Source organism: Candidatus Kaelpia aquatica, assembly GCA_030765335.1.
Taxonomy (GTDB): domain Bacteria; phylum Omnitrophota; class Gorgyraeia; order Kaelpiales; family Kaelpiaceae; genus Kaelpia; species Kaelpia aquatica.
This window is the reverse complement of the sequence record JAVCCU010000030.1, coordinates 23,483-37,858: the sequence shown is the minus strand read 5'-3', so window position 1 is coordinate 37,858 and position 14,376 is coordinate 23,483. Positions and strand designations below refer to the sequence as shown.

The 14,376-nt window shown below is 35.3% G+C and carries 11 protein-coding genes; 10 read left to right on the top strand and 1 reads right to left on the bottom strand.

Annotation, left to right across the window (positions count from 1 at the left end):
- Window position 1: 1 nt before the first annotated feature.
- The 3 genes from mnmG to P9X27_05225 are packed head-to-tail and all read left to right on the top strand — an operon-like array spanning window position 2 to window position 3,476.
- Entirely contained in the window at window positions 2-1,870 is a 1,869-nt protein-coding gene (mnmG, locus tag P9X27_05235; GenBank protein MDP8253781.1) for a tRNA uridine-5-carboxymethylaminomethyl(34) synthesis enzyme MnmG, read from the top strand.
- Window positions 1,867-2,538 (top strand): hypothetical protein, encoded by a 672-nt coding sequence (locus P9X27_05230; GenBank protein MDP8253780.1) that lies wholly within the window; start codon window positions 1,867-1,869, stop codon window positions 2,536-2,538. The genes mnmG and P9X27_05230 overlap by 4 nt, the downstream gene beginning before the upstream one ends.
- Window positions 2,520-3,476 carry a biotin--[acetyl-CoA-carboxylase] ligase gene (locus P9X27_05225; GenBank protein ID MDP8253779.1) on the top strand — a complete coding sequence of 319 codons (957 nt, stop codon included), beginning with the start codon at window positions 2,520-2,522 and terminating at the stop codon, window positions 3,474-3,476. Before P9X27_05230 ends, P9X27_05225 begins: the two co-directional genes overlap by 19 nt.
- On the opposite strand, the gene P9X27_05220 is transcribed toward P9X27_05225, so the two are convergent.
- Window positions 3,459-4,919, bottom strand: coding sequence for a hypothetical protein (locus tag P9X27_05220; protein ID MDP8253778.1), 1,461 nt, complete (start codon window positions 4,917-4,919; stop codon window positions 3,459-3,461). The two genes, P9X27_05225 and P9X27_05220, sit on opposite strands and share 18 nt — an antisense overlap.
- A 688-nt stretch (window positions 4,920-5,607) precedes the next feature.
- Between P9X27_05220 and P9X27_05215 the strand changes: the two genes are divergently transcribed.
- The 7 genes from P9X27_05215 (at window position 5,608) to P9X27_05185 (ending at window position 14,374) form a co-directional block, all read left to right on the top strand.
- Window positions 5,608-6,504 carry a hypothetical protein gene (locus P9X27_05215; GenBank protein MDP8253777.1) on the top strand — a complete coding sequence of 299 codons (897 nt, stop codon included), beginning with the start codon at window positions 5,608-5,610 and terminating at the stop codon, window positions 6,502-6,504.
- Window positions 6,505-6,625: 121 nt separating this feature from the next.
- Window positions 6,626-7,888, top strand: coding sequence for a hypothetical protein (locus P9X27_05210; GenBank protein ID MDP8253776.1), 1,263 nt, complete (start codon window positions 6,626-6,628; stop codon window positions 7,886-7,888).
- The gene (locus P9X27_05205) at window positions 7,861-9,648 is read left to right on the top strand and encodes a TonB-dependent receptor (protein MDP8253775.1); all 1,788 of its coding nucleotides are present in this window, start codon (window positions 7,861-7,863) and stop codon (window positions 9,646-9,648) included. Before P9X27_05210 ends, P9X27_05205 begins: the two co-directional genes overlap by 28 nt.
- A gap of 46 nt (window positions 9,649-9,694) precedes the next feature.
- Complete coding sequence (locus tag P9X27_05200) at window positions 9,695-10,663, top strand: hypothetical protein (protein MDP8253774.1); 969 nt, start codon at window positions 9,695-9,697, stop codon at window positions 10,661-10,663.
- Window positions 10,647-11,459 carry a stage 0 sporulation family protein gene (locus P9X27_05195; GenBank protein ID MDP8253773.1) on the top strand — a complete coding sequence of 271 codons (813 nt, stop codon included), beginning with the start codon at window positions 10,647-10,649 and terminating at the stop codon, window positions 11,457-11,459. The genes P9X27_05200 and P9X27_05195 overlap by 17 nt, the downstream gene beginning before the upstream one ends.
- On the top strand, window positions 11,449-13,011 hold the full coding sequence (gene metG / locus P9X27_05190; protein ID MDP8253772.1) for a methionine--tRNA ligase: 1,563 nt from the start codon (window positions 11,449-11,451) through the stop codon (window positions 13,009-13,011). The genes P9X27_05195 and metG overlap by 11 nt, the downstream gene beginning before the upstream one ends.
- A gap of 1 nt (window position 13,012) precedes the next feature.
- On the top strand, window positions 13,013-14,374 hold the full coding sequence (locus tag P9X27_05185; GenBank protein MDP8253771.1) for a YchF/TatD family DNA exonuclease: 1,362 nt from the start codon (window positions 13,013-13,015) through the stop codon (window positions 14,372-14,374).
- Window positions 14,375-14,376: the final 2 nt, after the last annotated feature.

Below are 14,376 nucleotides of genomic sequence, written 5' to 3'. Positions count from 1 at the left end.
TATGTTAACTCATCAAAAGTCCTATGATACTATTGTTGTTGGCGCTGGCCATGCAGGTATTGAGGCTGCGCTAGCATCTGCTCGCATGGGTTCTAATACACTTCTTTTAACTATGAGTATAGTAAATATTGCCCAGATGTCTTGCAATCCTGCAATAGGAGGGGTAGGCAAAGGGCAGCTTGTCAAAGAGATTGACGCCCTTGGCGGTGAGATGGCAAGAGCCATAGATGAAGCTGGAATACAGTTTAGGATTTTAAACTCTTCAAAAGGTGCAGCAGTTCAATCTTCTCGAGCTCAAGCAGATAAAGAGAAGTACAGCCTCTACATGAGAAGAGTGCTTGAAGATCAGGATAATTTAGATATAAGAGAAGCTAAAGCAGTGAGTCTTATAGTAAAAGATAAGAGCGTTAAAGGCGTTCTAACGGAAGGCCTTGTTGAGTTTAGGGCTAGAATTGTGATTCTAACTCCAGGAACGTTTTTAAATGGTTTAATACATATAGGATCGGATAATTATTTTTCGGGGAGGATGGGTGAGGAGGCAAGCTCAGAGCTCTCTAACAATCTCAAAGAACTGGGTTTTAAAATAGGAAGATTTAAGACCGGTACACCTGCAAGAATCTACAAAGATTCAATAGATTTTTCTAAAATGCAAGCTCAGCATGGTGATTACCCGGTGCCATTTTTTTCATTCTGGACTAAAAATAAAGAATTAGAACAGGCTGACTGTTTTTTGACTTATACAAATGAGGCAACTCATAAGATAATTAGGGATAATCTAGATAGGTCTCCCCTCTATTCAGGCCGCATTCAAGCAACAGGGGTGAGGTATTGCCCATCTATTGAAGATAAGGTAGTCAAGTTCCCGCATCACGAGCGCCATCGGGTCTTCTTGGAGCCTGAAGGTCTTCAGACGGATGAGTACTATCCTAACGGAATCTCAAATTCTTTACCGCTAGATCTGCAGATTAAAATGGTAAGAACTATTCCAGGCTTAGAAAGGGCTGAGTTTGCGAAGCCGGCATACGGGATAGAACATGATTACATAGATCCGACTCAGCTGTATCCAACATTAGAGACAAAGCTGATTAAAAATCTTTACCTTGCTGGGCAGATTAATGGAACTACTGGTTATGAAGAAGCGGCGGCTCAAGGGCTTATGGCAGGAGTAAATGCGGCTTTAAAGGTTAAAGGCGGGACTGATTTTGTTCTAGATAGATCTCAGGCCTATATCGGGGTTTTAATCGATGAGCTTGTTACTAAGGGTACAAATGAACCCTTTAGAATGATGACTTCCCGGGTTGAATTCAGGTTATTATTAAGAGAAGATAATGCTGTTTTAAGGTTAAGTGAATTTGGTTATAAATTAGGCTTGATTACTGAGGATAGGTATGGAGATGTCTTAGATTTTAGAGATAAGATAATAAAAGCGCGGAGCTATTTAAATAATCATAAAATAAAACCTCAGACATTAAAAGAGATGTTGCCTGAATTAGATCAGCCTGATTCAATTCAATCCTTAAGCTTTACAAGTTTACTTAAAAGGTCTGAAGTTAAATTTAGTCACCTTAAGTTGTTAGATGATAAGATTGTTGAATTTTGTGATAATGTTTTAAATCAAATAGAGATAGAGCTAAAATATGAAGGCTATATTAAGAGGCAGTTTAAACAGGTTGAGGATTTCAGGAAGATTGAAAATATAAAGCTTTCATTTGATTTAGATTATAATAATATGTCTGAGTTGTCGTTAGAGGTTAGAGAGAAGTTGAATAATCTTAAACCCTTTAATTTAGGGCAGGCATCGCGTATTTCGGGTATTACACCAGCGGCAATCGCCCATATTATGATCTATTTAAAGAGAAATAAATTATGAAAGAAAAAGAGTTAGCTAGTAAATTAGAAGAGTTTGTCTTAGGAGAAGGAGCAGCTGTCTTTGGAACAGCTCCCATTAAAGAGATAAAGCCTGCATTTGATTTAAGCCAAAAAGAGTTAGAGGGTTTGGATTATGCTATCAGTTTTGGTTTTAAATTATCTGATTCAGTTTTAGATGGAATCATTGAGCATCCTACGAAACTGTACTTTCATCACTATAGGATGGTTAATATGTTTTTAGACCAGCTCTCTTTAAAGGCTGTTAGAATAATCGAAAAAGATGGTTTTAGAGCTCTAGCTATACCGGCTTCACAGATTGTTGACTGGAAGAAGCAGTCTTCTTATCTATCACATAGAAAGATAGCCTATCTAGCAGGATTAGGCTGGGTAGGCAGAAATAACCTTTTGGTTCACCCTGAGTTTGGTTCTCAATTGAGATTTGCTACTGTTTTAACCAGCATCAAACTGCCTTTTAAAGAACCTTTAAAATTTGGCTGCGGAGATTGCAAGCTATGCGTTGCAGCTTGCCCTGTTAGTGCAATAGCTGAAGATCCAGGAGATTTTAATCACTTATCTTGTTATAATAAATTGGATCAGTTTAGAAAGAAAAACTTTGTAGGTCAACATATCTGTGGAATATGTGTTAAGGTATGCAGAAAAAAGGCATAAAACAGAGGGTTAAAATTTTAAAGATTCTGAGTCAATCTGACTTTGTATCAGGTCAGAGTATTGCAGATAGCTGCAATATAAGTAGGATTGCGGTCTGGAAGCATATCAACTATCTGAAAAACAACGGTGTTAAGATAGAGACCCGCTCTAATAAGGGCTATAGCTTTATTGATTTTGGAAACAGATTGCTTCCAGAGGTAGTCCAATTAAGACTTCCCAAGAATAGTTTCGTAAAAGAGGTTATCTATTTTGATGAGACTGATTCTACTAACAATGCTGCCAAGAGAATACTTAAAGAAGGTTCTTTGATTATTGCGGAGCAGCAGAAGAGAGGAAGGGGTAGGAATGGAAAAGAATGGAAATCTCAGAAATACAAAGATATTTTATTCTCTCTTACAATCTCGCCTAAGTTGCCGTATTATTATCTTCCAATATTTAATATTATAGGGGTGCTATCTGTTGCTAGAGCTTTAAATAGACTGTTTAAGATTGGCGCAAAGGTTAAATGGCCTAATGATGTTTTAATAGGTAATAAGAAAGTAGCAGGGGTATTGATCGAATTTGTTGCAGAGATTGATTTAATTGATAAACTAATTTTAGGAATAGGGGTGGATATCAATTCTAAGTCAAAGTTATCAAATTTATCTTCAATCTCCTCTATCTTAAAGAAAGATAAGTTAGATAGGTTGAGTATTTTAATTTCAATAATTAGTGAGTTAAATAGTCTTATAGAATTGATTGAGAATAAAGATTTTAGCAAGATTAAGTCTATCTGGAAGAGCCATTCTTTGGATTACGGAAAGAGTATTAGTATTATTCAGGATAATAAAAAGATATCTGGTAAATCTAAGGGAATAGATCGATACGGTCATTTAATCGTTAAGTCTGGCAGTATAAGCAATGTTATTTATTCTAGCGGATCAAGGAACTTCTTGTAAAACACCAAAACCGAAAGCTTCCATAGCTGCCTGTGCAAAAACTGTAAACTCTGGAGGTCCACGAGAATCGCTATTAAACAATCTTAGACTATAATCGTGTATGTTACCACTGCCTGTAAAAGCCAAGGCTATTACAATACATGGAGAGTCAATCTCAAGGTCTATGTCCATGTCTTCCTCACTGGTATCATCGTATTTATTAGCATAGTCGGTGAGATCGAATCTTATAGATGCTCTTTTCGACATGCCTTTCATGGTTCTGTTAAATTGTACTAGTTGAGTAGCTAAGGTTCCTATGTTTATGTTAACGTTGGAGAAGTTACTATAGTCCTCAGCTGCTAGATATATATTTACTCTTTTTTCTGTTTCTGTAACTGTTATTCTAGTTGTTGAGTCTGTATTATCATAGTGATGTTCATAAATGTTTATATTTTTAACAATATTTTTTGTTAAAGATTCCAAAAAGCCAAGCAATAATTCTAAATCTTTTAAACCCTGTATGCCAATGGATTTACACAATTTCTCTATATCTATGTTCATATTCACATCTATACCGTCTATTTTAATGCCGTTCTCATCAAAATCTTCAGGAGTTAACTTATTCTCTGCCAAGAAATTGCTGAGTTTATACTCTGTTACTTTTATGCCACCGTTTGCATTAAATCTTTCTTCTACATGTTCAACAGTGTTGCCAGCATAAAGATCGATGCATCTAAAGGCTATTTGTTTAATATGATTTATTATTTCTGAAGGTTCTAGAGTAGGATTTAATCTGTAAAGTTCTAGGTTGGAATTTAATCCAGTTGCCACATTGCTTGCTTTTGCAATCAAAGAACTATATAGTTCTATCATGGTTGTATTAATATTCTGAGCAAGATTTTCAAATGCAGCTATGGTTGCATTCTGTTCCATCCCTAATTCAAACAAGTATGTAGTATAATCTAATAAAAACACCAAAGATTGTTCTACTGTTTCTTCTGCTTCTGATGTAAGAGGTATAAGAAATGGTGCAATATAATCTAATAAAGATTTGCAGGCTTCTTCTGGGGTACATCCAGATTGTTCCGTTATTGTATCTAATATGCCACCCAATTCATCTTGGAGACTCTCTGTATTTGGTCCTTTTAAATCTAATAGAAGCGATAGCATGGATAGTATGCTCTCGGTGCTTACGGCCCCTGTTATAGGTTCAGATACAATCGTTATACCGTGACTTTCAAAGAAATTACGTATGATTTCTTGTGCTGAGTTTTGCGACGTACGTGTTCTTCTTGCGATTATATTAGCGGAGGATATTGCTAAGTCTGTTTTTTGCTCAGTTGCATTGATTATTTCGTTGATTTTATCGAAAGAGGTAGGTACAGAAGCAAATACAGGGTAGTTCTGTGTTACTAGAAATATTTCGATTACTAAAAGTAAAATTAAATTTTTAATGATCTTCATATTTATCTATCCTAAGCTCTCTACTGTATTTATACCATATTTTCTACTTTTAGCAATCTTAGTGAAAGTTTTTATTATATGGTATAAAAATCAGTATCTACCCTTATTATTCATTTATATTGAATGATTTATATAGATGTAGGTCAGAAGGTAAGAATTTAAAGATTTTAGCAAGATATTAGCGTTCTATGAACATGTAGATAATTGCAGATTTACAAGTATAACAAACCACTTAAAAAGAAACTTAGAGGAGAAAGGTGCTGTATAAAAACACAATGTTATTTCAATAATTAATGTAGCAATGTTATGTTGTATAATAATAGCAAGCGGAGTTTTCATATCTAAATCTCTGTATGATAATAGTTTACAGATGTTTTTTATTTATTTTTAAAAAACAATGCTGTTATTTGACAGTGTGTTTATATGTGGTATATTTATTGTATACGCTTTATAAAGTGTGAGAAGAGGTGAAATAAAAAAAATTGATAAATCAGTAGTATTAATGATTTTTATGGTATCACAAATTTAAATGGATTATTGTTATATTTTAATCGAGGAATATTTGGAACAGTTATTCAGAGAGTTTCCAACGGAACAATTACTCAGTAGATTGGGCAATGAATAGCAGTTTTTTGAAGGTTTTTAAATAATAGTTAGTTGAGAAACTCGGCTAACATAGGGAGGGGGAATGAGAAGGGTTCTATTTGTTGTGATATTGTTATCTGTAATATTCGTTGCCGATGATGAAGGTGGTGTTATTTGCAGAAGAACAAAATCACCTAATAGCTATCTTATTGAGATAACTGCTATTTTTGATGTTTTAAATTCATCTAATCAACTAGCCAGCTTAACGAAGCTAAGATCTTTAATGAATGAGTTGGCTGAAGAAGATAAAAGCATAAAAAAAGAGGTGGTTATGTCTTTGACGTCTTTGGCTATAAGCAGTAAGGAGGTATACAAAAGAAAGACAGCCTTGTATTGCTTGTCTCAGTTGTTTCCCTATTTGGATACTGAAACCAGACTTGAGATAGTAGTCTATTTTTATAAAAAGTATATTGCAGCCGGCGTGTTCACTGGACTTATTGGACAATTTGTAACTCCGCAGAATCTCTCTACTAATAGAGTAGACGAGGGTATAGACATATTGTCTTTTTTTGTTACAAGTCTTAATGAAAAAGAGATGGGGACTGTAAATCCAGAGATTATAGATCTAGTTGGACTAAGGTGCGCAGGAGCCATGTTATTAACTCAGATAGATCAATTAAGTAAGCTGATTAGATTCTTAACACCAACAGCGCAATTGACATCAGTTAATCTTTTGTTCGACGGATTAAACCAGAAAGATAATCTTGATTATAGAGGAGAAATTCTTTTTGGGGCATCTAATTGTCTTGCTGTAAATATGAAATATTTTAATCAAGATATATTGAGTATAATTTATCAGCACACTATAAATATTCTTATGAATACAAGTCAGGCTAAGCAGAGCATAAGAATTGAGCTAGGTACTGCTTTAGCGATCTACATTGAAGATGCAGATAAGAAGAAGCAGTTGAAGATGCTGCTCTCTATTTTCTCTGATTGATTTTTCTTATTTTTCAAACCATAGTATTTAAATAAACAGATTTATTTGTTGACTTTGTTTACTTAATTTTTATAATAGTTAACATCAGTTTTATTGTCCATTGTTTTATCTTTCGTGTTTTATGAAAAATAGAGATTTTTATTTAGCCGGAAGGAATATTAGCGTAACTCAGCTAACCTTCTCACTTTTGGCCACTATCGTAGGTGCCTCTTCGACTATAGGTTTAATGGGATTCGCCTATTCCGTTGGCGCGCCAGCTATTCTATGGCTTATATTTGGTTCTCTAGGTCTATTCTTACTATCATTAGTTTATTCTAGCTTTTTCTTAAAAAGTGATAATTATACTATAGCTGAATTTTTAGGTAAAAAATATGGTTTAGGCGTAAGAAGGATTGCAAGTTGGGTTATATTCCTAGCATGGATTGGAATCATAGCTGCCCAGTTACTTGCGCTTAAAAAAATAATAGAGATATTTATTCCTGAGCTTTCCTCTCTGATGGTAGTTTTTTTGGTAACACTATTCTTGGCTGTATATACAATAATTGGCGGGCAGAGAGCAGTAATTATCACTGATAGAGTTCAGTTTCTATTGTTGATTTTAGGATTTTTGGCTGTTAATTATATTTTTATTAAGCAACTTGATTTTAGTTGTTTAAATAAGAGTTGTGGTTATTTAAAATTTCCTCTAAATAGCAATTTCTCTGTTAGGGATTTAATCTATCTTGCTCTTATATTGGTCCCAGTCTATTTTATAGGCCCTGATGTACATTCTAGAGTTTTTTGTTCTAAGGATAAAAATATTATAAAAAAATCTCTTAAGATGGCAGCATTGGCGCTTTTACCTATATCTATATTGATAGTATCTCCTGCTTTAATGCTTCGCAATGTTTTTGGAGTTTCTGATGCACCTAGTATCTTGAATCTTTTCTTTGATATTTTATTTAATCATAGCGCGTTGTTCTATGTTTTTTTAATAGCCCTAGTCTCTGCTATTCTTTCTTCAGCGGATAGCTGCCTTATGACATCAGCTACTATGTTTACACATGACATTTTGAGCCTACCTGAGGATAAAAATGTTCTTTATACCAGGATTGTTATATTCCTAGTAGCATTGCTGGCATTTATTTTAAGCTTTTATTTTGAAAATATCATCAGTCTTCTTAAGGCTTCCTATTCAATTTATATATCAGGTGTTTTTATTCCTTTCTTATTGATCCCCTTTAAAGATAGATTGAAAATAAAAAATAGAGCTGTTTTTATAGGCATGCTGGTCTCAGGCTCTATTGGGGCAGTATCTGCTTTTTCGGGCTTTAAAGCTGGAGTAGCTTGTTCATATTTAACCTCAATATTTGTTATATGTATTCTCTCTTATCTAAAAAAGTAAATTTAGCTCTTCTTTTGTTAGCTGCCATCAGAGCTATAGATGCTTCTGAGATAATTGAATTGTCTCCTATAGCGCTTAGAGACGATCCTTCTTCTTTTACAGGACTCTCTTTATCGAGCAGCAGATTGGTTGCTGAAGAAGAGAAGGGGCTTCTTTATAGCTCCATCGATGATCTTATTGAGAGTAAATCTAATATTGATATACAACAACGCGGTTTATTTGCTATGCAATCAGAGTTAAATATCAGGGCTAGCAGTTTTGAGCAGAATCTTGTTGTTGTTGACGGAATAAGCTTAAGCGATCCTCAGACATCTCATTATAGCATGGATCTACCGTTCTCTAATTATGATTGGCAGAGCATAAAAGTGCTAAAAGGGTTAAATTCTTCTCTCTATGGCTCTCATGCTATAGGCGGGGTACTTGATATTGAGACTGTTAATCCAGAAGAGAATAACCTAAGAGTGAGCAGTGTTTTTGGAGAGAAACAGATGCGTATTTTTAATATTGCCTTAGATAGGGTCAGTGAACCTTTGAACTACCATCTAGGTATTCAGCAAAGTTCCGCTGCCTCTTATAGAGAAGAGACGGATTTTAGTTTATTCAACATATTCTCTAAGTTAATTTTTAATGAAATGCCTGGATCACCCAGAGTTGTTATTGCCCATAACAGTAAAGAGTTTGGCGCCAGCTCTTTTTATTCATCTAGCTATCCCAGGGAAGAGGAGAATATAGATACAAACCTTTATATGGTTAATTTTGATTTTATTTGGAATAATTTTGCTTTCTCGCCGACTTTATATTTTCGTCGTCATTGGGATAAATTTATTCTTGATAGGAGTGACCCTGATTTGTTTAAAAACGTTAGCACTAATTATATTAGAGGGATTAAGTTGCCCTTTAGGTTTACAATGCTTGATTCCGGGATAGATCTCTCTCTGGAAGCTAGGGAGGAGGAGATTGATAGCATAAATATGGGCACACATTCAAGATCTCTACTCTCTTTGTCTACAGCGGTATCTAAAGAATTATCGGATAGATTAAGTTCTTTAATAAGCCTTAGAGTGGATAGCTATAGCGATCTTGATATTGAGATAAGTCCGGGGCTCTATCTTGAATATAGATTAACAGAAGAGAAGAGTATCTTTTCGTCTTTTCAGAGAGCGTATCGAGTTCCGAGTTTTACAGAACTTTACTACTCTAGTCCGGCCAACCTCGGCAATCCTAGTTTATCAGTTGAAGACTCTTTTAGTATAGAGCTAGGTTTTGCAAAGAAAGGCATCTTATCTTACGGGGCTTCGATTTTTCGGCGTTTTGATTACAATCTAATTGATTGGGCCAGGAGCTCTGCTTCTGATGTATGGAGGGCTCAGAACGTCTCTTATGCTAGAACGGATGGAGTAGAAGGCTGGCTCTCTTATGGTGATTTTGAATTCTCATATGCTCTGTTTAATGCGGAACATAAGAGCAATGCATCTTATAGTAAATATATCGCTAATCATCTCCAATATAGCTTCAGTGCTGCCCAAAAAATAAAAACAGACTATCTTGATATTAATTTAGATTTAAGCTATCAGGAGAGAGTTAAAAATAGCGGATTTTTTAATTTAGATCTGGTTTTATCTAAAGAGATTGTTTTAAAAGGTAATTTCGTAGATCTCTATCTAAAGTTTATGAATTTAACCAATGCTTCGCAGTTTGATGTAGAAGGTATTCAGTTGCCCGGGAGATGGGCTTCAATGGGTATAGCAATGGCGTTTTAGCCATTTAAAGCTCCAATCCTGAGGTTATTTAGAGTATAATAAATAAATGGCTTGGGATAAATTTTTAGATCAAGATAGGATAATCTCTATACTTAGGTCTTATATAGAGTTAGATCAAGTGTCGGGTAGTTTTATATTTTCAGGATTAAAAGGAGTCGGCAAGTTCTCTATTGCTAAGGAGTTCTCCAAATCTGTTAATTGTTTACAAGGTTCTGGGGATAGTTGTTCTGTTTGTCAGAGTTGTGTTCAAATAGAGAGAGAGTCTCACTCCGATCTTTATATTGTTCGCCCAGCAGAGAAATCCGATGAAATAACTATTGATATGATAAGAGAGCTGCAGAGATTCTTAAATCTCTCTCCAGCAAATGCCAGGAGAAAGTTTTTTATAATAGATCAGGCTGAGAAGATGAATATTGAGTCAGCCAATGCATTTCTTAAAAGCCTTGAAGAGCCTCCTTTAGATTCTGTTATTATCTTAGTTAGCTCAAGGCCGGATTCTCTAATTCCTACTGTAAAATCCCGCTGTAAAGAGTTGAAATTTAAGCCTCTTAGCAAAGAGACTGTGAGAGATAAGCTCAATTTGACCATAGAGGAGTCAGCAAGAATGTCGGTTCTTTCTGGAGGCGGATTAGATTTTGACTTAAATGGTATAGATTTAACTTGCATTGAGGCAACTTTAAAAGAGTCTTTTCGTCCTTTACGGTTTAAGGAGAGGGGAGATAAGAGTCTCTTGCATCAGCAGAGGAAGAAGCTGAAAGATAAGATTAGAATTTTAATTCTTTATATTAGAGATATTCTATGTATAGTCAATGGTGTTGATTCTCTGTCAGTTTTTCTGAGTTTAAACAGTAGGGAGAAGGCTATAGGTATTGAGTCCAAAGATTTAATTGAAAAAATCGATAAATTGGAGTATCTTTACAGTGCGTTAGATTCAAACGTAAATCCGGATTTTATCTATAAAGTAGCTAGAAGTTTATATAAGGAGGTTGAACTTAAAAGTGAAATACACAGTTAATGTACGTTTAAGAGAGGCAGGCAATGCAATAAATTGTTTTTATGAAGATCTATCTCTACTAGCAGGAGATACTGTTATTCTTCAGGTAGAGAGAGGTTATGATTATGGTGAGATTATCTCTGAGCCCCATGAGATGGGCAGCGATAAAGATACAAAAGGAACTTATAAGATTATAAGAAAGGCAACTAAAGAAGATTTTCTACAAATCAAAAGAAATGAGAGAAAATCCAGAAGTGCTGTCAGGGTATTTGAAAGAAAATTACGTCAGCATAAGCTGGAGATGAAGCTTGTTGGGGCAGAATATGCATTTGACAGGACAAAAGTAACCTTCTATTTTACGGCTGAAGAGAGGATAGATTTTCGTTCCCTTGTGCGTGATCTGGCCAAAATATTTAAGACCCGCATAGAGCTTAGGCAGATAGGTGTTAGAGATGAAGCTAAGATCTTGGGCGGTTACGGTGTTTGCGGCAGAGAGCTATGCTGTGCTTCATTTTTAAAGACGTTCTCTCCTGTCACTGTTAAGTTTGCTAAAGAGCAAAACCTTCCTATGAATCCGAGTAAGATATCCGGTGTCTGCGGCAGGTTGATGTGTTGTTTAAGTTTTGAGAAAAAGTTCTACGATCAGGCGCTCAAGACAATGCCTAAGATAGGGCAGAAGATAGATTTAGAAGATGGCAAGGCCAAAGTAGTAGATTTAAACTATCTTACAGGATTTGTCAAAGTTGAATGTGAAGATGGAAGGATTAAGAAGATAAATTTTAGAGATAACAATTCTGTTTCTAAAAATGAAGAATAAGAAGTTTTGTATAACTACTCCGATTTATTATATAAATGGAGAGCCTCATATTGGCCACGCCTATACTAATGTAGCAGCAGATGTTTTAGCTCGTTATATGAGGATGAGGGGAGAGAGTGTATATTTTTTAACTGGCACTGATGAGCATGGTCAGAAGATTGAGAAAGCAGCTGGAGAGTCAGGCGAGGATGATGTTAAAGTTTTCTGCGACTCAATAGTAAGTAAGTTTATCGGCCTCTGGGATATTTTAAATATATCTTACGATGATTTTATTCGAACAACAGAGTTTCGCCATGAAGAGACGGTTAAGAATATTCTCAGTTTTCTTTATAAGGAAGGGTATATCTACGAATCAAACTATGAGGGTTGGTATTGTATGCCCTGTGAGACTTTTTGGATAGAGTCTCAGGTTGAGAACAAGATTTGCCCTGATTGCGGAAGAGAACTAGAGTTTATAACCGAGAAAAACTATTTTTTAAAAGTGTCAGAGTATAGAGATTGGCTTAGAGGTTACCTGGAAGACAATAAAGATTTCATCTTACCTCAATCGCGATTTAATGAAGTTATCTCTTTTCTTGAAAACCCATTAACAGACCTATGTATCTCCCGCCCTAAAGAGAGGGTTTCCTGGGGGATAACCTTACCTTTTGACGATAATTATATTACCTATGTTTGGTTTGAAGCTTTGCTTAACTATATAACAGCCCCAGGTTTTTTAAGAGAAGATGATAGTTTTAAGAGCATCTGGCCTGCTGATGTACAGTTTATGGCAAAGGATATTTTGCGTTACCATGCCGTTTATTGGCCGATAATGTTGCATATGTTAGGGCTGGAGCTTCCTGCTATGGTATTCTCTCACGGCTGGTGGTTAATAGAGAGAGAAGAGGGCATTGATAAGATGTCTAAATCAAAAGGTAACGTGGTTGATCCTAGGGAGTTGATTGATAGATATAGCACCGATGCTTTGAGATATTTCTTACTTAGAGAAGTTCCTTTTGGGATGGATGGAAACTTTTCAGAAAGCAGTTTTATAAAACGGGTCAACTCAGATTTGGCTAATGACTTTGGAAACCTTGTTTTCAGAACTTTGAATATGATAGTAAAGTACTATGACGGTATTATTCCGGAAAGCAAGAAAGCTGTTAATAGTTGTGATGAATTCTTCTCTTTTAAGATTGCATCAATCTATGAAAAGATTGAAGAGTCCATGAAGGTGGTTAATTATCATAATGTTCTAGAAGTTATATGGGAATTAATAAGTGCAGCAAATAAATATATTGAAGTAAAGGCTCCCTGGAAGCTTAAGAAAGAAGATCCCGATGAGCTTGCTTATGTTATATATACTCTATCTGATGTAATAAGGATTGTTTTAATAGCACTTACTCCTTTTATTCCGGAATCTACTCAGAAAGCATGGTCTTATTTCGGGTATAAGGATAAGGTCAAAGAGCATGATTATTCTGAAATATCATCATGGGGCAAGGTTCCTTTTAATCAGGTTGTTGAAAAAGGAGAACCTTTATTTCCCAGGATAGAGGTAGAAGATCAATAAGATGTATCTTGTCGATACTCATTCCCATCTCTGGCACCCAGAGTTCAAATTCGATTTAAAAAGAGTGATAGATAGAGCTAGAGCAGATAGTGTTGAGTATATGGTTGTATTAGGAATTGATTTAGAGACCTCTCTCAAATCCCTCTCTATTGCAAGAAAGTTTAAGAATATTTATGCTGCCGTAGGGTCTCATCCACATAATACAAAATCTTTTCACGATAGAGATTTGTTGATTTTCAAGAAGCTGCTTAGGAAGAAGAAGGTTGTTGCTTTTGGGGAGATAGGGCTTGATTATTATAGAAAGAGTTCAACTTCTAAGAGTCAGATATTAATGTTAGAGAAACTGCTTGGATTGTGGCAGAATTTTAACCATCTCCCGCTTGTTGTGCACAATAGGGAAGCCGGCAAGGACATATTGTCGGTTCTAGATAATATAAAGAGGTTTTCTCCTAAGGTTATTATGCATTGTTTCTCCGGAGATATTGATTTTTTAAAGCAGTGTCTAAAGAGAGGTTTTTATATATCGTATGCTACTAATTTGACGTTTAGCCGAGATTTAAAAAAACTTGTTAAGCATACCCCGTTGGATAGGCTGTTGCTTGAGACAGATTCTCCTTATCTTGCGCCCTCAACAAGAAGAGGCAGTAGAAATGAGCCTGCATTTTTAAAAGATTCTTTGGAAGTTGTTTTAAATGAAAACTCGATTACAGAAGAGGACCTTAGGCGTTCCTTAGCGTTAAATTCTAAGAATATATTTGGTATAGGCAGCATTAATATGTCTTCCAAGTATCTATATAGATATAAAGACGGTCTTTATATAAACCTTACAAATAGATGCAGCAATAAGTGTTATTTTTGCAGTGGTTTAAGTAGTGATTATTTTGCGGGGCATAATTTAAGGCTTAGGAAAGAGCCTAAAGTGAGTGAGGTTTTAAAGGCTGTAGAAAGAGAGAAAGGATTTGATGAAATTACTTTTTGCGGTATAGGAGAACCTTTCTTTAGGTTTAAAGAGTTAAAAGAGATAGCCAAGGGTTTAAAAAGCAAGGGTTATAGAGTCCGCATTGTTACTAATGGATGCGGTAATTTAATCTCAAAAAGAAATCTCTTACCCGAACTCAAAGGCTATATTGATAGTATATCTGTCAGTCTGAATGTCGAGGATAAAGACAGGTATAATTCTTTCTGTAAGCCTAGTTTCGGAGATGATACTTTTAATGGGGTTGTAGATTTTATCAAAGAGTCAAAAAAATATATACCTTGGGTAGAAGTAAGTTTTTTAGATATAGAGGGGTTCTCCATTGAAAAAGCCAGGAGAATAACTGATGATCTGGAAGTTAAATGTAGGGTAAGGCCTATAATTTAATT

Coding starts and splice junctions, on each gene's coding strand:
- P9X27_05220 (MDP8253778.1), bottom strand. CDS start 4,919: ATGAAGATCATTAAAAATTTAATTTTACTTTTAGTAATCGAAATATTT.
- P9X27_05200 (MDP8253774.1), top strand. CDS start 9,695: ATGGCTTGGGATAAATTTTTAGATCAAGATAGGATAATCTCTATACTT.
- P9X27_05215 (MDP8253777.1), top strand. CDS start 5,608: ATGAGAAGGGTTCTATTTGTTGTGATATTGTTATCTGTAATATTCGTT.
- P9X27_05230 (MDP8253780.1), top strand. CDS start 1,867: ATGAAAGAAAAAGAGTTAGCTAGTAAATTAGAAGAGTTTGTCTTAGGA.
- P9X27_05225 (MDP8253779.1), top strand. CDS start 2,520: ATGCAGAAAAAAGGCATAAAACAGAGGGTTAAAATTTTAAAGATTCTG.
- metG (MDP8253772.1), top strand. CDS start 11,449: ATGAAGAATAAGAAGTTTTGTATAACTACTCCGATTTATTATATAAAT.
- P9X27_05205 (MDP8253775.1), top strand. CDS start 7,861: ATGTATTCTCTCTTATCTAAAAAAGTAAATTTAGCTCTTCTTTTGTTA.
- mnmG (MDP8253781.1), top strand. CDS start 2: ATGTTAACTCATCAAAAGTCCTATGATACTATTGTTGTTGGCGCTGGC.
- P9X27_05210 (MDP8253776.1), top strand. CDS start 6,626: ATGAAAAATAGAGATTTTTATTTAGCCGGAAGGAATATTAGCGTAACT.
- P9X27_05185 (MDP8253771.1), top strand. CDS start 13,013: ATGTATCTTGTCGATACTCATTCCCATCTCTGGCACCCAGAGTTCAAA.